The organism is Prevotella sp. P6B4, assembly GCF_000619985.1.
GTDB lineage: Bacteria > Bacteroidota > Bacteroidia > Bacteroidales > Bacteroidaceae > Prevotella.
Map to the genome: position 1 here is coordinate 33,283 of NZ_JHVE01000013.1, position 22,743 is coordinate 56,025.

Here is a 22,743-nt window from a genome sequence, read left to right on the forward strand (position 1 = left end):
TCTCTCTCTCTTTGTGGGTACAAAGATACAAAAAAAAATGTATGGATATACCAAAACATGCAATTTTTTTTTCAGGGGTTATTCAGTGCCCATCCGCGCAGCATGGGGAGCGCGTCGATGGTGTTTGTTCCGCACTCGTGTACGGCCATGGCCATGGCCAGCATCATCCATCGGGCGGGTTCGGCAGCGGGGCTGCCTAAGGGTTCGTTGGGACCGATGCCGGTGAGTCGGGCCACGCTGGCTATGTAGGCCTGGGTGTTGTTCTCGGTGGCTGGTGCCCATTTGCGCACGATGGCGGCGATGGTGCCGAGCTGGTACTTGATATAATAGGTATGGGTGAGCAGTCGGAAGGCTGCGCGCCATCCCCACTCCATGGTGTCGAACTGGCAGAACTGCGGGTCGTTCTGCTCCTGTCGCATGCCTTGCCAGTGGTTGGTGCTGCGGCGTATGTTCAGGGGGTTGCAGTTGCGTATGCCTCTTGGTGTGTTCATGATTCAGTGTGTTTTTCTGATGAGGTTGACATAGTGGTTGAGTCCGAAGATGGATGCTGCCAGTAGGAAGGACTGTGCGACGTAGTATAGCAGTCCGCCTGCCACGTCGTTGATTTCCACTACCTGGTAGCTCACGAGTGCTATGCTGCTCACGATGAGCAGCACGGCACAAGCGTACTGAGAGATTCTGAAAGCTGTGTGTTCCATGTTGTAGAGGATGTAGTGGTTAATCAGATAGCAGCTCCGCCGGCTCCGCCCAGCAACAGTGTGATGACATAGCTCAGGATCTGCAGGATCGTTTTCGTTGTTTTGTTCATAATCTTGATGTGTTTAAAAAGTGAATAAATAGGGTTAATCAGGTGGTTTGGGCCACGTGTTATTTCATGTACAAAGATACGAAAATTGTTATACATTTCCAAATATATATAGTTAAATATTCTTTAATGGTGAAGCAGATATTTTCAAATATGTTGCAAAATATAATTGATTATATTTCAGATTTTAACTTAGATTTGCTATTAAACTTGTTTAACAATTGATTTGCGTTATATTATTTTACCTTTTGTGATAAAGTTCTTAAATTTGCCCCACGTGGAATTAATAACCTAAGCACAGACCACTGCCCCTCTGAAAGTTGGTCTATGAGGCGGCGTGTTAGACCATTAACCTTCCTAAAAAATACAATCATGGAAGAAACTAAAAATGAATTGAGCTCTTTTGAGCAGGAAATGTCAGCAAAGGCTGACGAGTTGGAAACTCAGCGCCAGGCGCGCGAATCCCAGTTAGTAAGTATCACATTGTCCACGATTGCTGCCGGTGTAGTTTCGAACGAACAAGGCATCATTCAGCTGATGTCGGGTAAACAGTGGCAACCAGCGCTTCGTGAGTTGGTTATCAATGAGATACGTCGTGTTGCCGATGACCGTTTGTGGTGCCGTGAGTATGACGAGAAGGCCAGGAGTAGTCAGCACATACTCGTCTATACGGTTAGCCATTGGCAGTCTGTGCCAGCGCAACAGTGGATAGACTTTGTCAGTTTATGTGCCAGTCGCTGTGGTGTGCCCGAGTCGCTGCTGGTAAATCATGTATTCATGAAGTCGCTCATCGAGGGTCTGGGCTATAACCTGTCGAAGTATCGCTGCATGGCGGTTCCCGATGGCGAGGCGTGGGCAAATGTCCGCAATGGTACGCTGGTTGTGAATAGCGATGGTATAGTCAAACTGCGCGAACATCGCAAGGAGGACCTGTTCACACATACCCTGCCTTATGTTTACGACAGGCAGGCTGAGTGCCCTCTGTGGCAGCAGTTCCTGGATCGTGTACTGCCCGAAGCTGAGGCTCAGCTGATACTTTCCGAGTTTATAGGCTACTGCCTGATGAAGCACCACCGGTTCGAAAAGATGCTATGGCTGTTTGGTTCGGGGCAGAATGGCAAGAGTGTGACGCTCGAGGTGATCGAGGCGCTGCTGGGCTCGATGAACGTTAGCTACCTGTCGCTATCCGACCTGACAAACGATGATGTGAAACGGGCTGGTTTTGAGGGTAAGATGCTTAACATCTCGACTGAGAGCGGACGCGATGTTAACCCGAATGTACTGAAACAGTTGACGAGTGGTGAGCGAGTGACGATGAAGCGTTTGTATGTCGATCCGCGTGAAACCAATGACTACGGTAAGGTTCTGGCGGCTTTCAACGACCTGCCACGAGCTGAGAATACCTTCGGCTATTTCCGCCGATTACTGATTCTGAGCTATGAGGTGACGATTCCGAAGGAGGAAGTGGATCGCCATCTGGCCGACAAACTGAAAGGCGAACTGCCGGGTATCCTGAACTGGGTGCTACGGGCGCTGCCAGGATTGATGGCCCGTAGTGAGTTCACCCGAAGCGAGAACTGCGAGAAGGCACTTGAGCGCTATCGCCTGCTTTCAGACAACGTGCTACTGTTTGCAAGCGAGATATGTGAGTCGTGTGAATATGCTACTAATGGGCAGGAAATCTACACCGCCTATCGCAATTACTGTGCCGGTTCGGCGCTCAAGCCCACTGGCAAGCAGAAGTTCTATGAGCGACTCTCTGGTATCTTCGTGCGTGAAGACTATGGCAATATCGTACGTTTCAAACTTAAACTCACACAGCAATGAATCAGCAGCATCAACATTTTGATTTGGAAAGAATCAATAACATCTCAATCGTGGATGTTGCCAAACGCCTGGGTAGTGTCAGAAAAACGGGTAGTCTGTATCTTACACTCTGTCCGTGGCACGACGATTCGAATCCCTCGTTGGTGCTCTATCATCGCACTAACGAGAACCACTGCCACTGTTATGCCTGCGGCAAGAGCGGTAGTGTGATCAGCTTTGTGATGCAGCACGAGGGATGGACGTTTGTCGAAGCATGCCAGTGGCTGTCGAACGAGTATGGTATCAGTACCACATCGGCGCGTGGTTACTGGCTGCGACCCAAGCCTAAGCCTGTGGAGAGGGCTGTTGCGTCGGGCTTCACCTACATCCCCACTCAGATGGTAGATGAGCTGGTGTCGGCAGAGAATTCGCTGTGCCAGTGCCTGATGCAGATGTTCCGGCCTGAAGCCGTGGGCTGGATCACGGAAGAGTATCGTATCGGCTGCTATACGATGAATGGCCACGACAATTGTACGGTGTTCCCAAGTATCGACAAGCATGGCCGTGTATGCAACCTGAAGGTGCAGCACTACGATACCGACCCGCAGTCGCCGCGTTTTGCCCATTGCACGCCGCATTCGTGTTTCTGGCTGGGCAGTATCTGGATGCGTGAGGGGCGTCTGCCTAAGGAGGCCCGTTTGAGTTCAACCTGCATGTTTGGTGAACATCTGCTCAACCGATATCCTGAGAGTGTAGTGGCGCTTGTTGAGAGTCCTAAGAATGCCTTATTCGGTGCACTGGCCTTTCCTCGGTTCACATGGATAGCCACGGGCAACAAGGCGATGCTGCGTCGCGATGTGCTCCAGCCATTGCGTGGTCGCAATGTGATTGTCATCCCCGACCGTGATGCCATCAGCGAGTGGCGGGCAAAGATCTGCCAGATGGCCGATCTGGCTAACTTCACCGTCTTCGATATCTGTGAGCAGAAAGCGCCCGAGGGAGCGTTGAAGTTCGATATCGCCGATTATCTGCAGCAGCAGCGGCATGTGCCGCCATAACCCGAATGATTTGAGTGGATTTTGAGTTTTTGTCAAGCCGTCTGATGAGCTGAAAAGCCCGTACAGACGGCTTTTCCGACGGTTGATTTGAGTTTTTGGAGGTTTTAAGGCTAAAAACCTCTATTTTTTTATAACTGAAAAAATAATTTTATAGTGTAAGATACCCAAAAACTCAAAAGCGTATATTTAAGTACTTGATTAATAGATGTTTACGATTGTTCTGCGCCCCGTCGAAAACTCAAAGAAAGCTACCGCCCCTCTACCCTGACACTAACCCCGCGATAGTATCATACTAAAGCGGGGTTAGTGCCTGGGTGCGGAGCATCGCAAGGGATTATTGAGGCCAATAGTGATTAAAGAATTCCGCTGGTTCTAACAATTGTATGGCATCTTGCGGAAAGTGTTTTTTATTCCTTGTTATAATCACATCGCAGCCTGCTGTATAAGCAGATTCAAACTGAAGCATATCCTCAAAGTCGGGCATGGCCGAGAATAACGCATTGTGACATTGGGTCGCGTCCATGGTTGTCACATTAATATAGCTGCTTAGAATCTGCATAGCTTTAATAGCACCGCTATAACCTAACACCTTCTGAGAAATAAAAACACAAGTGGCAACCGACAAGGGGGTGGCATATAGTTTCACTTCTCCTTTTATGCCTAAGTTAATCAAGTTGGCTGCTGTCTGATAGAATTGCTCTCGCCTGGCAACAAAGTCTATAAGAATATTTGTGTCGATGAAAACTTTCATAATCCGTATTTCTCCTTTAAATACTCCATACGTGCTTTCTCGCCATTGATGTCGTCGGTATCGAGCTGGCCTACGAGAGGCATACTCAGAATGTCCTGAATCTCCGGAGCGAGCTTTTCTATTGGCTGCATTTTGAATTGCTTCTTTTTCTTTGAAAGAGCATATTTGTCAATGAGCGATACGATGAACTCATCCACAGTGATGTTCTGTGTCTCAGCGTATTGCTTAGCATGATTATACGCAGTTGTACTTAGTGTTATCGTTGCCATAATACATTATTTTAACCCTTTTCGCCTGCAAATATACGACAAGTTTCTGAAACATCCAAGTGTTTTCACTGAAAAGTGTTTCGGATTTTGCGATAAATTGTTGATTTTTAGCATATTTTTTAGGGCGCGATTCGAAATTTTGTCGTATATTTGCACCGACAGTTTATGAAACTATATTAACAACAATCTTTTTATTATCAGCACCAATATGAAAACAAAGAAAGCAATGGTGGCTGCGATGATGCTCATAGCATTGTCGGCATGCAAACAAGTGAATCAACCGGCAGAAGTCATCGACCTGCCACGTACACAAACCCCCGGCAGCGTGGCTAAGGCCATGGACGGCTTCCTCACCGAAGCAGCTGCCGACTCGCTCGACATCCACAGCGTGATGCTGGTCAAGGAGGGCAGCGTCATCTACAGCCGCTGGCAGAGCCAGGGCGTCGACACCGTGCCCCACATCCTCAACTCGGTCAGCAAGACATTCACCGCCACTGCCGTGGGAATGGCCATCGCCGACGGCAAGATGGCACTCACCGACAAGGTGATCGACTTCTTCCCCGACAAGCTGCCTGCCGAAGTGAGCGACAACCTCAAGGCCATGACCGTGCGCGACCTGCTGACCATGACCTGCGGCCACGACGAGGAGCCACGCGCCGCACGAACATCCGATCAGGACTGGGTGACGGCATTCCTCGCCCACCCCGTAGTCCATAAGCCCGGCACATTCTACCTCTACAACAGCATGGGCACCTACATGCTCTCGGCCATCGTACAGAAGGTGACCGGCGAGAAGGTGGTCGACTACCTCACCCCAAGGCTCTTTGAGCCCCTGCACATCGACAAGCCACACTGGGACGAGAGTCCGCAGGGCATCAACACCGGCGGCTGGGGCCTGTACCTGAAGACCGAGGACCTGGCCAAGATGGGACAGCTGATACTGCAGAAAGGCCTGTGGAACGGCCGGCAGCTGGTATCGGCCGACTGGATCAGCGAGATGTCGAAGAAGCAGGTGGAGAGCATTAACCCCGGCACCCGCCTGGAGCAGGCCGAGGAGCGCGGACTCACCACTGAGACCAGCGACTGGATGCAGGGCTACGGCTACCAGATGTGGCGCTGCCGACCAGGCTGCTTCCGTGCCGACGGCGCACGCGGACAGTTCATCATCGTAGTGCCCGAAAAGCAGGCCGTGATAGCCATCACATCCGACGTGGAAGACCTGCAGGGCGAGCTCAACCTCGTGTGGAAACACATCCTGCCTGTGCTCTGACAGAATTAAGGATTATTAGCGAAAATAATTGCGGAAATGTTTGGCATTTCCGCTTTATTTTCGTATCTTTGCATAGTGAACACATGCATGCAGTTCCAGGCGGGAAACTGCTACCCGAAGCAGTTAGCAGTACACAGTAGTCGGATACTATTAAAAACACACTAAAAATGACTACAAACGACATTAAACTCGGAATCAACTTGCGCAAGAACAAGAATTCCAAAAACGCGGGGTACGGCAAGTACTACCCCGAAGTTGACACCCAGACCACCCTCTCGCTGCGAGGCTTTGCCAAGCACATGAGCGACCACGGCTGTATCTACGGTCAGGAGCTCATCGAAGGCGTGCTCAAGAAGATCACCCAGTGCCTGCCCGAGCTCATCAGCCAGGGTGTGCCTGTAAGGCTCGACCCGCTGGGCACCTTCATGCCAACCTGCCACGTGAACAAGCCCGTGATCAACATCGAGGCCATGGACGGGGCCGACCCCAACGACGTGGTGAAAGGCGTACACATCCGTTTCCTGCCCTACGGCGTGGAAAACGACAACCTCACCTCGCGCCGGTTCAAGGAGGAGCACTGCTCGCTCGAGTTCCGCAACATCATCGACACACAGGAGGTGATTGTGAACGGCAAGCACCGCAAGGTGCAGACACTGAAGCCCATCCAGACCGCCGTAGCCGAGTGGAGAGCCGCTCAGCTGGCCGATGGCAGCACCGGCGGTGGCGAGGGCTCTAACGCCAACCCTGGCGCCCCTGCAGGCGGCGATAACAGCTCGCAGACAGGCGGCAACACCGGTGGCGGCGAACCCAACCCCGATGGCAGCACCGAGGATTGAGCACAAAAAATGGGGAAGGCGTCCTTCACAGGAGACCTTCCCCCAACTAAAACTATTTTGTTGTTCTTAACTACACGTTTTCTTATTAGAAGAACAGATAACGGTTGTCAACCACACCAGCCTTCTGATAGAGCTCCTGCATGAACATGCGAGCGGCCTGAGTGGCCTGCATCTGCAGCATCTGCTCCGACTGGTTAGCATCGAACTTAGCACCCTCGCGGTTGCTCTTCTTGAGCACCTTGAACAGGTAAGCTCCACCGTTACCCTTAACCACAGCCTTGCTGAAGGCACCAGCCTTGGTAGCAGCTACAGCACCAGCCAGAGCGGGCTCTGAGGCACCTGTGGCCTGTACGAATACAGGAGCTGTGAAGGTGATCTGATTCACTGAGTCGATACGGGCACCCTTGGCCTTGGCTGCTGCCAGGTCGTTAACACCGGCCAGCTTAGCCTTGATCTGCTCGAACTTCTTGTCACGGATAACCTCGGCCTTCAGCATGTCCTTCAGGCTGTTGATGTCGCGATAGCCCACGGGGTTAACCTTGGTCAGCGCTACTACCAGCAGGTGGTCGTTGTTACCACACTCGTACAGAGGACTAACCTCACCGGCCTTGGCTGCGAAGAGCCACTTCATGGTCTCACGAGTGCTGCGCAGACCAGCTACGTTGTGCTCGTAGTTGAATACATCCTGGCGTGGAGTAACCTTGTAACCGAACTTGCCGGCGTTCTTCTCCATGTCCTCGATGGTCTTGTTCTCGCTTACAAACTGGCTGAACTTGTTGTAGGCATCAGAGTAAGTCTGCTTTGAGAAGTCGATGGTGTGCTTGATCACAGCGGCATCGTACTTGTCGACCATGGCCTTGCGGTTTGTTACCTGGATGATGATGTTGCCCTGAGCGAACTCCAGGTTGGTCACATCGTTAACACCCAGTGTATTGATAGTGTTCAGATACTTCTTTGAATCCTCGTCGATGGTGTTGCTGCCCTCGTACATAGCAGAGGTGAGCCACTGCTTAGTACCGGTCTGACCATACTTCTGAGCCATCTGCTCGAAGTCGGCACCACCCTTCAGAGCTGTGAAGATGCTGTCGGCAGTCTTCTTGGCAGCCTCGGCGGTAGCACCGCCCACCTGAATCTGGCGATACTCGATAGAGTCGGGCTGCTGGCTCTTAGAGATGAGCTTAACCACGTTGAGTGTATTATCGTAAGCGGTCTCGAATACAGCTGAAGTCTGACCTACAGCCATTGAGTCGAGCTTAGCGGCGATATCAGCAGGATAAGCGCGCTTGGTAGCTGCGAAGCCACTGTAGGGGAACTGCGACTGAGCCTTGCGAACCACCTCGGCTGGAGTAGCACCGCTCTGCAGCTTGGTAGCTGCGTCGGTCATGGTCTTCATCAGTTCCTTGCGGTCGGCGGCTGAAGCTACAACCTGGAAGTCAACATACTTGATGTCGCGGCTCTCTACGTCCTGCTTGAACATCTCCTTCTTCTCGTTGTACTTGTCCTTGATATCCTTGTCGTCAACCTTTACATCGTTGTCGTTGATGCTTGAGTAAGCAATCGAAGCCAGCTGGATGTCGCTCTCGGTGTTCTGACCCTCGAAAGCCATCTTGGCTGAGATGGGGTTAGAGATCAGACAGCTGGTGAGCAGAGTCTGATATTTCTGAGCCAGAGTCTGAGTGCGCAGGTTCTTCTCGATGAACTGCCAGTACTTGTAGATAGCCTGGTACTGCTCAGCCAGCTGAGGGTTCTGACCTGCCTTCTTATAATCGTCGAGGAACTTGGTGAGCATGGTCACGTCGAAACGACCAGTCTGCTGGTTAACGAATGGGCTCTGCATCAGCATGGGGTTGGTTCCCTCCTTCATGATGTTCTGAAGCTCCTCATCGGTAACGGTGAGACCGAGCTTCTCAGCCTCGTTGTTGATGATCTGCTCGTTAACGTACTGACTCCATACCTGATCCTTGATCTGGTTCAGCTCATCCTCCGAGAAGTTGTCGCGGTTCTGGGTGATCTTCAGGACGTCCTGATACTCATCTACCAGAGCCTGGAACTCCTGAACGTTGATTTTGTTTCCTAACACTTCGCCTATCTGCTGGCGCTGCTGGTTCTTCGTTGCTTCGCAAGAACGAACAGCTTCCTCAGCTATAAAGGCGAAAAGGCCTAAGCCGATAATGCAAACGAGGGCTACGCCTCTTTTACGGATTTTTCCTAATGCTGCCATAATGTATTTAAATTTTTAATTATTATTCATAAAACGGGTGCAAAATTAATAAATTTGTTCGAAACAACGAAATTTTTATGTAGAAAATTTGCTATTCCGTGATGTTTAAGCGCACCAACTCGATTTTTGTGGCTGTATTCTTAATGATTTTAAACTCGTAGCGCCCTATCTTCACCACCTCGTTCAGCTTCGGGAACGACTGGTACTCGTGCAGAATCAGGCCGCCCAGCGTCATATATTCATCGCTCTCAGGAAGGTCGAGATCGAACAACTCGTTCACCTTCGCTATCTCCAGTCGGGCCGACAGCATATACTCATGGTCGCCCAGCTGCTTGGCCACGTGGTTGGTGTTGTCGTGCTCGTCCTCAATCTCGCCCGTAATCTCCTCCATGATGTCCTCGAGCGATACCAGGCCGCTGGTGCCGCCGAACTCGTCGATAACCACTGCCAGCGAGCGTTTCTGCTGCATCAGCTGCGCCATCAGTTTCGAGGCCAGCATCGTCTCGGGTACGAACGATATCTCGCGTATCACCTCGCAGTCTATCACCCTCTGCTGGTTGTTGTTCTTGCCCAGACGGAACATGTCGGATGAGTGTACATAGCCTATCACGTGGTCAATATCCTCGTGATACACCAGGATCTTCGAATGGCCGCTCTCTATAAACACCTGTTTCAGCTGCTCGATGGTGGCGGTGTCCTCTACCGCATCGATCTCCGTACGGGGCACCATACAGTCGCGGATCTTCGTCTCCGAGAAGTCGAGCGCATTCTGGAAAATCTTTACTTCCTCCTCGATTTCATCGTCATTATCGGCACTGTCGATACTCGATTGCACCAGGTAGTCAAGATCCACCTTGGTAAACTCCTTCTCCTCACCGCTGTTCTTCATGCGGATGCCCACCAGTCGGAGCAGACCCTTCGACAGTAGTGTGGCAAAACGCGAGATGGGATACAGCACCACGTAGCATATCCATGCCGGCACGGCAAACACCGTGAGCAGGGTATTCGGATTATTCTTGAAGATGGATTTGGGAAGGAATTCGCCGGTAAACAGCACCACAAAGGTCGATAACAGGGTGTCGGCCGTTACGCGCATACCGTCGCTCAGCGGCGCAAACAGCGTGTCGTCGAACAATCGGGCAAACAGGATACCATAGATAACCAGCGAGATGTTATTGCCCACCAGCATGGTCGATACAAAGTTATTGGGATGCTGGTAGAAGGTCTTGATGATACGCTGCGAGAAACGGTTCTTCTCGCGGTCCATCTCGGCACGCAGGCGATTAGACGATACAAAGGCTATCTCCATGCCTGAGAAGAAGGCCGAGAATAGCATCGAAACCAATAGCCAGATGATCAGTATTGTCATTGTCCGCTCCTCCTGTGTTTCTGCAACTGCTGTCGCATCGGCTGTAAGGCCTGTGTGGTATCGGGCTTGGCTTCGGCTTTCTTGCCGTCCTTTGGCTCCTCGCTCTCCGGTTTCTCGCCAGTCATGTCCTCGCGGGTAAACGAACCCTTCGAGTTGCTCACCGTATAGTGCGACATGTGCTCGTCGGAAAGGAAATACGTGCCCTCCATGCTGCGTTCGGGTGTGGTTACCTTGGAATACACGTTCGAGTAGATTTCGTGGCGCACACCGTCCCAGAACAGCTCCTCGCTCTGGAATATCAGTCCGTTGATATTACGGATACGTACGCGTCCACGCAGGTGCCACAGCTTCTGCTGGTCGTAATACCACGCCGTATCGGCCTGGATATACGCTTCTACGTGGAATTTCTCGTCGAACTGCTCGAAGAACACACCCCGCTCGAAATACCAGTACGAGGGATTCTTAACCGTGTTCACATCCCAGCGCTCGGTCACTATCTTATACTTGATTACGCCGCTGTCGCTGATCAGCGTATTCACGCCATACGAGGTCATGACCGACACCGAATCGCGGTCGCGAATGGCTGGTGCCGTGTGCTCCTGCACCTCGGTACAGCCAACTAATATCATCGCTGCAAACGCCGCGATGGCGATTATTCTACCTTCCACTTGGCGAACCATCTCTCATTGAATGTCAGACCGATGTTCAGGCGGAACATGCTCTCCTTGATCATATTATCGGCCGAGCGACGTACAAACTGACCGCTGATGTTCAGGATCGAACGGTTGTTGTAGCCGTTCATGATGGGTATGCCGAAACCAATGCTGGCCGACAGCTCCTTGGGACCCTCCTGACCGTTAATATAATAATAAGGTGTGGCCATACCTACACCCGCACGATAGCGTACGCGATCCAGGAACTTACGACCCATGGGGCGTGGCGTCCACTCACCACCGATATTGAGGCGGTAGCTGTCCTTCAGCTGACCCGACTTCAGGGCGTATGTATTGGTCTTGGTATCGAATACGGGAGTGTCTATTTTGCCCCACTTCTGCATGGTCAGATCAGCACCTATACGCAGGTTGTTGCTGTGGCTGTAAGCTATACCCACGCCATAGGCTGTAGGCAGGCTCAGCGCATTGCCAACACTGTAGGTGGTGGTATCGGCCTTGCTGATACTCGAGTTGCTGTTGATGATCGACAGCTCGGCATCGCTCTTGAGCGAATGACCGATGCTCCAGATAGCACCCAGGGTAAGCTGGTCCTGCTTGCTCAGTGGCAGCTCTAACTGCATGCCCAGGTCGAGCTTGTAGTTGTTCACGTCGGCACCATAGGTCATCTGCATCGTGCTCACGTTCGAAGCACTGCTACTGCTGCTCATGGTGCGGTTATAGGTGCCCCAGAAGTACGACAGGTTGGCACCGATGCTCAGAGGCTTGAACAGCTTGATACCAGTACCTACAAACAGCTGGTGCATACCGCCGTCGCCTTCGTAGGTGGTCTTCATCTTGGTCTTATCCTGGTCGTTCAGGGTCTCGGTCTGCGAATAATTGTAACCGATGTTTGAATATGGCAGTACACCAAACGATATACCGACATTCTTCCAGGCACGGAACGAACCTACCACATAGTCGAAACCGCCACTCTTGCCGTTCATCTTCGTGCCGTTCTCATTGAAATTGGTGATCTGGCCCGACAGACCTGCGTCGAAAAGCATGGTAAGCGAGTCGATCGATGAATAAGAGGCGGGGTTCATAGGGTTGACTTCGTTGCCACGGCGCATGGCAAGGCCAACGCCGTTCATACCTTTATTAAATCCTACACTCTGATCTGTGAGGTCGCCTAAGCCGAACTGGCTGTAAGGAGAGTTTGTGCTGCTCTGAGCAAAAGCCGATGTTGTCAAGGTTGCCAAGACAAAACTGGCGAGAATCTTATTCATATTTATACTTTTAATTCAGTTGAAAAACATTTCAGCGTGCAAAATTATCAAAAAAAAACGAAGAAATGGCTTTTTCCTCGAAAATATAAGTTATTTTTGCATCGTGAAACATTTAGAAAAGAAAATTAAGAGCCTTTTTGCTGCAGTTATCTTGCTGACTGTCAGCTATATAACGCCTGTTTTTGCTCAAAACGACGCAAAACTGGTAAATTACACGTCTGACTCTATCAGGCACGAATTCGACCCTATGGACTCGGTCGAAGTCAGTTTGCTCACCTGCTCGCCCCACGAGGAGATCTACAGCCTCTATGGTCATTCTGCCATCCGTTGGCATAGTGGCCCGCAGCAGGATCTGGTGTTCAACTGGGGAATGTTCAGCTTCAGCAAGCCTTATTTCGCCCTGCGCTTCATGTTCGGTCTTACCGACTACGAACTGGCTGCCTACCCTTACGAATCCTTCTGGCCATACTACCGGAAATGGGGCAGCAGCATTACTGAACAGGTGCTGAATCTGACTAACGATGAGAAACGCGAGCTGCAGAAACTCCTGGCGGATAACCTGCGACCGGAGAACCGCGTGTACCGCTATAATTTCTTCTACAATAACTGCTCTACCAAGCCGCGAGACATGATTGAGCGTTGTATCAACGGCAAGGTGGAATACGCCGAAAGAGCTGACTATCAGCCCACTTTCCGCCAAATGGCTGATGAGTGTAACCGCAATCACGTGTGGTCTAAGTTCGGCAACAATATGTTATTGGGTTTGAAGGCCGACCAGCCAACTACCCGCGAGCAACAGGAGTTCCTGCCGGCAAACCTGATGATCGACTTTGCCCGGGCGCAGATTTACACCAACGGCACCTACCGCCCGCTGGTTAAGGAGGAACGCCTCTTAGTATCGCCTGGCGTACAGCGTATAGAGCCCGACTTCATCCTGTCGCCCACACAGATAGCCATCGCTCTGCTGATGTTCTCGCTATTCATCATCTTCGTTGAGTGGAGAACCAAGAAGATTGCTAAATGGTGGGACGTGCTCCTGATGACCGTACAAGGCCTGGTGGGTATCCTGCTCACGGTCATGGTTTTCTCGCAGCACCCCACTACATCGCTCAATCTCAACCTGCTGCTGTTCAATCCGCTACCGCTGTTCTTCATCCCATCAGTGATCAAGGGAAAGCGACGTCTGTGGCAGAATGTGCAGTTAGTCATGCTGGCATTATTCTATTTGGGCGCATTTTTTCAGTGCTATGCCGAAGGAATCACGATTGTGGCACTATGTTTGCTGTTAAGACGTAAGAAATGAAGAATAGATATCTATATGTCACCCTGCTCGCCTTATTGGCGCTGAGTACGCAGGCGCAGAATCAGACGGGCGCTAAGCCCAGATTGGTAGTGAATATCACTATCGATCAGCTACGTAACGGCTATCCGGCTCTGTTCGACGATGGATATGTATGCGAACAGGGATTCTATCCCTATCGTCAGATTGATCTGTCATCTGCCATTTCGTCAGTCATGACAGGAACCTCGCCTTTTTATCACACCATTACTGCCGACAAGTGGTTGGATCGCAACACGCTGCAGACCGTAGCGGCTACGGCTAACGATATTGCCGTATCGACCCTGAGCGATGAACTGAAACTCGCTACCAAAGGTGTTGGTAAAGTTGGTTCTGTGGCAGCCGATCAGGTTACCGCTGAACTGGCTGCTGGTCATCAGATGGACTGCGTTGCCTGGAATGAAGAAGATAAGAAGAATTGGAATGCTATTAATCTTACTGATAAGGCTTTACAGCTGTTAATTCAAGAAAAACTCGGGCGTGATACCATTCCCGATCTGTTGTACTTGACTTATGGTGCAAAAGACTCGAATAAGTCGGACGATCCTTCTTTGAATCAAGCACTTATCAAGCTTGTTTGCGAGATTGAACGTCTGGTAGGATTCCGTCGTACCTTATACGTGTTGACCTCAACTGGTTATACCGAGGAAAATACCGATGAATACGCCAAATACAATATCCCTACTGGCGTGTTTTATACCAATCGCACAGCCAACCTGCTTAACATGTATCTTGGTGCGCTGTGGGGACAGGGACAATACATAGAGGGCAGCTATCGTAACCAGCTGTACCTGAACCGCCGCCTGTTTGAACAGAAACGTATCAGTCTCACCGATGCTACGGTGAAATCGAAGGAATTCCTCCTGCAGATGTCGGGTGTGAAGCGTGTTGATATCCACCTGTTTGAACCTCATATCGGCGATCTGGTGGTTGAATTGAACCCTGGGTGGCAGATGCAGAACGACGACACCCACGAACAGACGCCTGTCAAGAAGTCATTAGCTTATTTCCCAATCATATTCTATGGTGCCAATATCCCTGCCGAAAGGGTTCAGACACCTGTCAGTATTGAGCGTATTGCCCCTACTATTGCTAAGGCAATTCGCATCCGTGCGCCGAATGCATGTGTGGCTACACCTATTTTTTAATTAAAAAGGTTGGTTGTTACAAATATTTTTTGTAATTTTGCCGCCGTTTTAGAGTCAGTCATACATAAACAATAAGTAAAAAAGTAAAATTAGATATGAATTTCAACAAATTATTAAAGTCGCTGTTCGGTGACAAATCCAGCCGCGACATGAAACTTGTCCAGCCACTCGTAGAGCAGGTGAAAGCTGTCTACCCCGAGGTACAGAAGCTGGATAACGATGCTTTGCGCCAGCGCACTAAGACATTACAGAAGCAGGTACAGGACTCTGCCAACGAGCAGAAGGCCCGTATCGAGCAGTTAAAGGCCACTATCGAGAGCACGCCTATCGACGAGCGTGCCGATATCTTCGCTCAGATCGATAAGCTCGAGAAAGAGGTACTGGAGATTTACGAGCAGGCCCTGAACGAAGTGATGGCCGAGGTATTCGCTATTGTGAAGGAAACTGCCCGTCGTTTCGCTGAGAACGAGGAGACTGTAGTAACTGCTACCGACTTCGACCGTGAGCTGGCGGGTGACCCTAAGAAGGACTTCATCACTATCGATGGTGACAAGGCTATATATCACAACCACTGGACTGCCGGTGGTAACGACCTGAAGTGGGAAATGGTACACTACGACGTGCAGTTGTTCGGTGGTGTAGTTCTGCATCAGGGTAAGATTGCCGAGATGGCTACGGGTGAAGGTAAAACCCTCGTTGCTACCCTGCCCGTGTTTCTCAACGCCCTGACAGGCAACGGTGTTCACGTGGTAACAGTGAACGACTATCTGGCTAAACGTGACTCGGAATGGATGGGTCCGCTCTATATGTTCCATGGCTTGAGCGTGGATTGTATCGATAAGCATCAGCCTAACTCTGAGGCCCGTCGTAAGGCTTATCAGGCTGATATCACATTCGGTACCAACAACGAGTTCGGTTTCGACTATCTGCGTGACAATATGGCTATCTCGCCTGCCGACCTGGTACAGCGCGCACATAACTACGCCATCGTCGACGAGGTCGACTCAGTATTGATCGACGATGCCCGTACACCTCTGATTATCTCTGGTCCTATCCCCAAGGGCGACGATCAGATGTTTGAGGAATATCAGCCACTGGTAGAGAAACTGGTAGGTGTTCAGCGTCAGCTGGCTACCCAGTATCTGGCCGATGCCAAGACCCTGATTACCGAGGGTAATAAACTGATTGAGGCCGGAAATAAGAAAGATGGTCAGGAGAAACTTGACGAAGGTTTCTTGTCGCTCTATCGTTCGCACAAGGCCATGCCTAAGAACAAGCCGCTGATCAAGTTCCTCTCTGAGGAAGGTATCAAGGCCGGTATGCAGAATACCGAGAATATCTATATGGAGAACAATAACCGTCGTATGCCAGAGTGCGTTGAGCCTCTGTACTTCGTGGTTGATGAGAAGCTGAACTCATGCGACCTGACTGATAAGGGTACTGCCTGGTTGGCTAATCAGGTGAACGATAACGAACTTTTCGTGTTGCCCGATATCACCTCAGAACTCTCTGCTCTTGAGGCTGAAGTTGGTCTGACCGATCAGGAGCGTCTGGACAAGAAAGACGAGTTGTTGAACCACTATGCCGTTCAGAGTGAGCGTGTACACACCCTGCAGCAGTTGCTGAAGGCTTACTGCATGTTCAATAAGGACGATGAATACGTGGTGATTGATGGTGAGGTGAAGATTGTTGACGAGCAGACCGGCCGTATCATGGAAGGTCGCCGCTGGAGCGACGGACTGCACCAGGCTGTTGAGGCTAAGGAGCACGTGAAGGTAGAAGCTGCTACCCAGACTTTCGCTACCATCACCCTGCAGAACTACTTCCGTATGTACCACAAACTGGCTGGTATGACCGGTACAGCTTCGACCGAGGCTGGTGAGTTCTGGGATATCTACAAGCTCGATGTGGTTGAAATTCCTACCAATCGTCCTGTTCTCCGTAATGATCAGGATGACCGTGTATATAAGACCGCTCGTGAGAAGTATAAGGCTGTGATCGAGGAAGTTGTGAAGATGCGTAACGAAGGCCGTCCAACCTTGATTGGTACTACCTCGGTAGAGATTTCAGAGTTGCTGAGCCGTATGCTCGATATGTACGTGAATCCAGAGACTGGTAAGCGCGAGGGAATCCCCCACCAGGTGCTGAATGCTAAGCTGCACCAGAAGGAGGCTGATATCGTGGCATTGGCCGGTCAGAGCACCAATGGTAAGGGTGCCGTTACCATCGCCACCAACATGGCTGGCCGTGGTACCGATATCAAGCTCTCGCCTGAGGTGAAGGCTGCCGGTGGTTTGGCTATCATCGGTACCGAGCGCCACGAGAGCCGTCGTGTTGACCGTCAGTTGCGTGGTCGTGCCGGTCGTCAAGGTGACCCAGGTTCATCTGTCTTCTATGTATCACTCGAGGATAAGCTGATGCGTTTGTTCGCCTCTGAGCGTATCGCCTCTGTGATGGACCGCCTGGGCTTCAAGGAGGGTGAGATGATTGAGAGCCCCATGATCTCCAAGAGTATTGAGCGCGCCCAGAAGAAGGTTGAGGAGAACAACTTCGGCATCCGTAAGCGCTTGATTGAGTACGATGATGTGATGAACAAGCAGCGTACTGTTATCTATGAGAAGCGTCGTCACGCCCTGATGGGTGAGCGTATCGGTATGGATATCGCTAACATCATCTGGGACCGTGTGGTGAATATCATCGAGAACTCTGCCGACTATCAGAGCTGTAAGGAGGAGTTCCTGCACGTACTGTCAATGGAGGTTCCTTTCAGTAGCGAGGAATATCTGAACCAGCCTCGTGAGATTCTGACCGAGAATGCGTTCCAGGCAGCTATCGGCAACTTCAACCGCAAGACTGAGCGTATCCAGACCGTTGCTATGCCTATCATCACGCAGGTTTACGAGAATCAGGGGCAGATTTATCAGCGTATCATGGTGCCTATCACCGATGGCCGTAAGATCTATAACATCCCATGTAACCTGAAGGAGGCTTACGAGACTGAGGGTAAGAGCATTGTGAAGGAGTTTGAGAAGAGCATCCTGTTGCACGTTATCGACGAGAGCTGGAAGGAGAATCTCCGTCAACTCGACGAACTGAAGCACTCTGTACAGAACGCCAGCTACGAGCAGAAGGATCCTCTGCTGATCTTCAAGCTCGAATCGGCTAAGGTATGGGATGAGATGATCAATGAGATGTACAACCGTATCTGTTCGATCCTGACTCGTGGTCAGATTCCTGAGATGCAGCAGCAGGTTCAGGAGGCAGCTCCCGAGCAGCACACCCAGCGCCAGCAGTACACCGAGAGCAAGCAGAATGTAGCCGAGGAGCAGTTGGTTGACCGTAACCAGCAGGCAGCCGCTCAGCACGATACTCGCGCTCAGCAGAGTCACGAGCCTATCGTCAAGGATAAGTTGCCCGGACGCAATGATCCATGTCCCTGTGGCTCAGGTAAGAAGTTCAAGAACTGCCACGGAAAAGGCATTGTATAGTGAATAGTGATTAGAAAATAACGAATAGTAAAACGTAATGATATGATTACAATCAACCATTTGAAGAAAGCGTTTGGCAAGACCGTTGCCTGTGATATCGAACGGTTCCAGGTGAATGATGGCGACATCCTCGGTCTTGTGGGTAATAACGGAGCCGGAAAGACTACGCTCTTCCGCATGCTGCTCGATCTGCTGAAGCCTGATGAAGGCGAAGTAGTCCTCGATGGCATCAATCCCGCTGAAAGCGAGGAATGGAAAGTGGCTACCGGTTCGTACATCGACGAGGGATTCCTGATCGATTTCCTGACGCCTGAGGAGTATTTCGCCTTTATCGGCAAGATTACCAATATGACGCAGGCACAGGTCGATGAGCGTCTGAAGGATTTTGAGCGTCTGGCTGCAGGCGAGATCTTCGGACAGAAGAAACTGATCCGCAACCTCTCAGCTGGTAACAAGCAGAAGGTTGGTATCATCTCTGCCCTCTTCAATCGCCCTAAGCTGGTGATTCTTGATGAGCCCTTCAACTTCCTCGATCCATCGAGCCAGAATGTGCTGAAGCATGTGCTCACCGATTACAACAAGCAGACAGGCGCTACTATCCTGGTGTCGAGTCACAACCTGGCACACACCATCGATATATCTTCAAGAATAGCGTTGCTGGAGAAAGGTCATATCGTTCGTGATCTGGCTAATGCCGAAGGAAGTGCACGAGCAGAGCTCGAGAACTATTTCGAAACAGAATAAAACCATCATTATTTTTAGGTATTTTAAAAAACTTGCGACTCTTTGCAATCGAGTTGCAAGTTTTTTTTCGTACCTTTGCACTCAAAATGAATGAGTTATGAAATTATCGGAACTGAAGACAGGAGAAAAGGGTATTATCGTCAAGGTGCTGGGGCACGGTGGATTCCGTAAGCGCATCATCGAGATGGGGTTTATTCGCGGTCAGGAGGTTGAAGTGCTGCTGAACGCACCCTTACAGGATCCTGTGAAATATAAACTGATGGGCTACGAAGTGAGCCTGCGCCACCAGGAGGCTGACAACATAGAGGTGGTGTCGGCCGATACACCATTGGAAGAGACGACGTTCAGCCATCTTGCTACTGATAGTCATCGACATGAAGACGATTACATCCGCCATGAGGCCATGAAAGAGCGTCGTACCATCAATGTAGCGCTGGTGGGCAATCCTAACTGCGGTAAGACATCGTTGTTTAACTACGCCTCTGGTGCTCATGGTCATGTGGGTAACTATTCTGGTGTGACTGTTGATGCTACTGAAGCTCATGCTTCGATGTTCGGCTACGAGTTTAATCTTACCGACCTGCCCGGTACTTATTCACTCTCGTGCTATTCGCCTGAGGAACTCTATGTGCGCGAACATCTTACTGAGAAGATGCCTGATGTGGTAATCAATGTTATCGACTCGTCAAACTTAGAGCGCAACCTCTATCTCACCACCCAGCTGGTTGATATGAATATCCGCATGGTGTGCGCACTCAATATGTACGACGAATTTGAGCGTCGTGGCGATCATGTCGACCTCGATACGCTGAGTACGCTGTTTGGTACACCAATGGTGCCTACATCGTTTAAGAACGGCATGGGCGTTAAGGAGTTGTTTCGTGCCGTTATTCAGGTTTACGAGGGAACCAGTAAGTTCTCACGCCATTTGCACATCAACTACGGTCATGAGATTGAGGATGGCATCTCGCACATCCAGAAGTATCTGAAGGCCGATGAACATATCACCCAGCACTACTCTACCCGCTACCTGGCGCTGAAGCTGTTGGAGCACGACAGTCAGGTGCTCGACTACTTAGGCACGCACATGGCTGGTGAACAGCGCATGCACGACTTCCAGCATCTGGCTACCGAGCGCGATAAAGCTTCGGCACGTGTGAAGGAAGAGACTGGCAGCGACTCTGAAACTGCCATCATGGATGCTAAGTACGGCTTTATCAATGGTGCACTGAAGGAGGCTGACTACAAGACCGGGCACAAGAAAGACACGTATAAGATGACCCATCGTATCGACGGCTTGCTGTCGCACAAGTACCTGGGATTCCCCATCTTCTTCCTGTTGCTCTACGTGATGTTCCAGACCACCTTTACGTTGGGGCAGTACCCAATGGACTGGATTGAGGAAGGTGTAGCCTGGCTGGGCGAGAAGATTAGCGAGGGCATGAACGATGGTCCGCTGAAGGCGATGCTTGTAGATGGTGTGATTGGTGGTGTGGGCAGTGTGATTGTATTCCTGCCTCAGATTCTGATTCTTTACTTCTTTATATCGCTGATGGAGGATTCGGGCTATATGGCGCGTGCTGCCTTTATCATGGATAAGCTGATGCACAAGATGGGACTGCACGGCAAGTCGTTTATACCGCTCATTATGGGCTTCGGATGTAACGTGCCTGCTGTGATGGCTACCCGTACCATCGAGAGCCGTCGTTCGCGTATCATCACGATGATGATTCTGCCGTTTATGTCGTGCTCGGCCCGCCTGCCTATCTATATCATGATAGCCGGCACGTTCTTCTCGTTGCAGTATCGCTCGTGGGTGCTGCTGTCGCTCTACGCCATCGGCATCGTGGTGTCGGTATTTGTCAGCAAAATCTTCTCATCGCTTGTTATCAAGGGCGAGGACACGCCGTTTGTGATGGAACTGCCGCCTTATCGCTGGCCAACACCAAAAGCCATCTGGCGCCACACGTGGGAGAAAGGTAAGGAGTATCTGAAGAAGATGGGAGGTATTATCCTCGTGGCCAGCGTCATCGTCTGGGCATTAGGCTATTTCCCGCACAACGAGGAACTTACTCGCGAGCAGCAGCAAGAGCAGAGCTACATCGGCTGTATGGGTAAGACCATCGAGCCCGTTTTTGCTCCTCAGGGCTTCAACTGGAAGCTCGATGTATCGCTGTTGGCCGGTGTTGGTGCGAAGGAGATTGTGGCTTCAACCATCGGCGTACTGTATAGTGGCGACGATTCGTTTGGCGATGATGACACTTTCAGCGATGATAACGAGAAATATACGCATCTACGCCAGGCAATGCTGCAGGAAGGTATCACGCCTACAGCTGCCTACGCCTATCTCATCTTCATCCTGCTCTACTTCCCATGTATCGCCACCATTGCGGCCATCAAGAACGAGACGGGTTCCTGGCGCTGGGCAGGCTTTGCCGCCATCTATACCACGGTAGTGGCCTGGGTATGCAGTATGCTGGTGTTCCAGATAGGAAACCTGCTGGCCCTTTAGTATCACACTAACCCTGCGATAGTATTAGGGTATCGCAGGGTTAGTGTTAGGGTATGGCAGCTTTAGTATTAGGGTAAAGAAATGAATAATAATAACTAAGACAAGTACATTTATGAGAAAGAGAATTTTAGGGATGATCGTGGTACTGATGTTGGGTGTACCATGTATGAGTTTTGCCCAGAAGGGCAATCTGCAGAAGGGCGACTACGGCTTTCTGTATTGTCATATGAATGAACACGGCCGCGCATGGACCGCTTATGCGCTGAGTCGCGACGGCTTCCACTATCAGGATCTGCTGAACGGCGACTCTATTTTCAGCGATGCCGAACACGCCCGTATCGAGGGCGCTACACGCGATGCCTACATCTGTCGTAAGCACGACGGCAAAGGCTATCTGATGGTTTGCACCGATATGAACGTGGGTGCTCGAAAACGCTTAGGTAAGGTGGAAACCTGGGATAACTATGGAATCGACCTGCTGCACAGCGACGACCTGATTCACTGGGAATCGGTGACGTTCGACTATCGCAAGGGTCCATCCATTTTCTCAAATCCTGACGATCCCAGCGTATATAAGAACTGGAGCACCATCAATCGCGTGTGGGCTCCACAGATTGTGTGGGATGAGGATTTTGTATGGCCTAACGGCAAAAAGGGCGGCTACATGGTTTATTACTCGATGCGTAACCGTGGCGAGGACCACTACGACCGTATGTATTACTCGCATGCCGATGAAACTTTCACCACGCTGACGCAGCCTAAGTTGCTGTTCGATTGGGGCTATGCTACCATTGATGCCGACATCAACTGGGTTGAGGCCGACCAGAAGTGGCACATGATGATTAAGAAGGAAGGTGGTAAGCCAGGACTGTTTACAGCTACGGCTCCTGCACTCACCGGTCCTTGGGGCGAACCTGTTGAGGACGACTACGTGAACTTCGAGGGTAATAAGAACTGCGAAGGTGTGAGCGCTTTCCAGTTGCCTGGTCAGAAGACCTGGGTCATTGCCTATATCGAGTATTCGTCGAATCCCAAGAACTACCGTCTGTGTCTGGCCGATGAATATATGCGTAACTTCCACTCACCCCGCAATATCGAGGGTGTGAAAGCTCCACAGCACGGCTCGTTTATGCGCCTCACCAAGAAGGAGTATAAGCGCTTGGAGAAACTGTTGAAGAAGTGAATTAA

At 50.7% G+C, this 22,743-nt stretch carries 19 protein-coding genes; 10 read left to right on the forward strand and 9 right to left on the reverse strand.

Annotated elements, in window-relative coordinates; all coding sequences use genetic code 11:
- Positions 1–71: 71 nt before the first annotated feature.
- Genes T491_RS0109640 through T491_RS0109650 form a run of 3 tightly spaced genes read right to left on the reverse strand, consistent with a single transcriptional unit; the run spans position 72 to position 904 of the window.
- Positions 72–491 (reverse strand): hypothetical protein, encoded by a 420-nt coding sequence (locus tag T491_RS0109640; RefSeq protein WP_028903709.1) that lies wholly within the window; start codon positions 489–491, stop codon positions 72–74.
- A 3-nt stretch (positions 492–494) separates the two neighbouring features.
- Entirely contained in the window at positions 495–698 is a 204-nt protein-coding gene (locus tag T491_RS0109645; RefSeq protein WP_028903710.1) for a hypothetical protein, read from the reverse strand.
- A gap of 23 nt (positions 699–721) precedes the next feature.
- The gene (locus tag T491_RS0109650) at positions 722–904 is read right to left on the reverse strand and encodes a hypothetical protein (protein WP_028903711.1); all 183 of its coding nucleotides are present in this window, start codon (positions 902–904) and stop codon (positions 722–724) included.
- A gap of 273 nt (positions 905–1,177) precedes the next feature.
- On the opposite strand from T491_RS0109650, the gene T491_RS17085 reads away from it, so the two are divergent.
- Positions 1,178–2,632, forward strand: a complete 1,455-nt coding sequence (locus T491_RS17085) for a phage/plasmid primase, P4 family (protein ID WP_197018846.1) — start codon at positions 1,178–1,180, stop codon at positions 2,630–2,632.
- Positions 2,629–3,669: a DUF6371 domain-containing protein gene (locus tag T491_RS17090; protein WP_051523094.1), complete on the forward strand. Its 1,041-nt coding sequence runs from the start codon at positions 2,629–2,631 to the stop codon at positions 3,667–3,669. The genes T491_RS17085 and T491_RS17090 overlap by 4 nt, the downstream gene beginning before the upstream one ends.
- A 334-nt stretch (positions 3,670–4,003) precedes the next feature.
- Here T491_RS17090 and T491_RS0109665 read toward each other — a convergent pair whose 3' ends face one another.
- Positions 4,004–4,420 carry a PIN domain-containing protein gene (locus T491_RS0109665; protein ID WP_028903712.1) on the reverse strand — a complete coding sequence of 139 codons (417 nt, stop codon included), beginning with the start codon at positions 4,418–4,420 and terminating at the stop codon, positions 4,004–4,006.
- Complete coding sequence (locus T491_RS0109670; RefSeq protein WP_028903713.1) at positions 4,417–4,689, reverse strand: hypothetical protein; 273 nt, start codon at positions 4,687–4,689, stop codon at positions 4,417–4,419. The genes T491_RS0109665 and T491_RS0109670 overlap by 4 nt, the downstream gene beginning before the upstream one ends.
- A 391-nt stretch (positions 4,690–5,080) precedes the next feature.
- On the opposite strand from T491_RS0109670, the gene T491_RS16215 reads away from it, so the two are divergent.
- Positions 5,081–5,959, forward strand: a complete 879-nt coding sequence (locus T491_RS16215) for a serine hydrolase (RefSeq protein WP_231480231.1) — start codon at positions 5,081–5,083, stop codon at positions 5,957–5,959.
- Positions 5,960–6,126: 167 nt separating this feature from the next.
- Positions 6,127–6,795: a hypothetical protein gene (locus T491_RS0109680; protein ID WP_028903714.1), complete on the forward strand. Its 669-nt coding sequence runs from the start codon at positions 6,127–6,129 to the stop codon at positions 6,793–6,795.
- A gap of 85 nt (positions 6,796–6,880) precedes the next feature.
- Here the strand turns inward: T491_RS0109680 and T491_RS0109685 are convergent, their stop codons facing one another.
- The 4 genes from T491_RS0109685 to T491_RS0109700 all read right to left on the reverse strand — a co-directional run bounded on the left by T491_RS0109685 (position 6,881) and on the right by T491_RS0109700 (position 12,324).
- Positions 6,881–9,016 carry a SurA N-terminal domain-containing protein gene (locus T491_RS0109685; protein WP_028903715.1) on the reverse strand — a complete coding sequence of 712 codons (2,136 nt, stop codon included), beginning with the start codon at positions 9,014–9,016 and terminating at the stop codon, positions 6,881–6,883.
- A gap of 91 nt (positions 9,017–9,107) precedes the next feature.
- Positions 9,108–10,385 (reverse strand): hemolysin family protein, encoded by a 1,278-nt coding sequence (locus tag T491_RS0109690; protein ID WP_028903716.1) that lies wholly within the window; start codon positions 10,383–10,385, stop codon positions 9,108–9,110.
- Positions 10,382–11,014 (reverse strand): LPS export ABC transporter periplasmic protein LptC, encoded by a 633-nt coding sequence (lptC, locus tag T491_RS0109695; RefSeq protein WP_028903717.1) that lies wholly within the window; start codon positions 11,012–11,014, stop codon positions 10,382–10,384. Before lptC ends, T491_RS0109690 begins: the two co-directional genes overlap by 4 nt.
- Before the next feature lie 23 nt (positions 11,015–11,037).
- Positions 11,038–12,324 carry a hypothetical protein gene (locus T491_RS0109700; RefSeq protein WP_028903718.1) on the reverse strand — a complete coding sequence of 429 codons (1,287 nt, stop codon included), beginning with the start codon at positions 12,322–12,324 and terminating at the stop codon, positions 11,038–11,040.
- Between the two features lie 103 nt (positions 12,325–12,427).
- Here T491_RS0109700 and T491_RS0109705 point away from each other — a divergent pair, with 103 nt between their 5' ends.
- The 6 genes from T491_RS0109705 to T491_RS0109730 all read left to right on the forward strand — a co-directional run bounded on the left by T491_RS0109705 (position 12,428) and on the right by T491_RS0109730 (position 22,738).
- Positions 12,428–13,627 carry a DUF4105 domain-containing protein gene (locus T491_RS0109705; protein WP_036915861.1) on the forward strand — a complete coding sequence of 400 codons (1,200 nt, stop codon included), beginning with the start codon at positions 12,428–12,430 and terminating at the stop codon, positions 13,625–13,627.
- The gene (locus T491_RS0109710) at positions 13,624–14,811 is read left to right on the forward strand and encodes a hypothetical protein (RefSeq protein WP_036915863.1); all 1,188 of its coding nucleotides are present in this window, start codon (positions 13,624–13,626) and stop codon (positions 14,809–14,811) included. The genes T491_RS0109705 and T491_RS0109710 overlap by 4 nt, the downstream gene beginning before the upstream one ends.
- 95 nt (positions 14,812–14,906) lie before the next feature.
- Positions 14,907–18,299, forward strand: a complete 3,393-nt coding sequence (gene secA / locus T491_RS0109715; RefSeq protein ID WP_028903721.1) for a preprotein translocase subunit SecA — start codon at positions 14,907–14,909, stop codon at positions 18,297–18,299.
- A gap of 42 nt (positions 18,300–18,341) precedes the next feature.
- The gene (locus tag T491_RS0109720; RefSeq protein ID WP_028903722.1) at positions 18,342–19,043 is read left to right on the forward strand and encodes an ABC transporter ATP-binding protein; all 702 of its coding nucleotides are present in this window, start codon (positions 18,342–18,344) and stop codon (positions 19,041–19,043) included.
- A gap of 97 nt (positions 19,044–19,140) precedes the next feature.
- Positions 19,141–21,555 (forward strand): ferrous iron transport protein B, encoded by a 2,415-nt coding sequence (gene feoB, locus T491_RS0109725; protein WP_028903723.1) that lies wholly within the window; start codon positions 19,141–19,143, stop codon positions 21,553–21,555.
- A 112-nt stretch (positions 21,556–21,667) separates the two neighbouring features.
- On the forward strand, positions 21,668–22,738 hold the full coding sequence (locus T491_RS0109730) for a glycoside hydrolase family 43 protein (protein WP_028903724.1): 1,071 nt from the start codon (positions 21,668–21,670) through the stop codon (positions 22,736–22,738).
- The last annotated feature ends 5 nt before the right edge of the window (positions 22,739–22,743 follow it).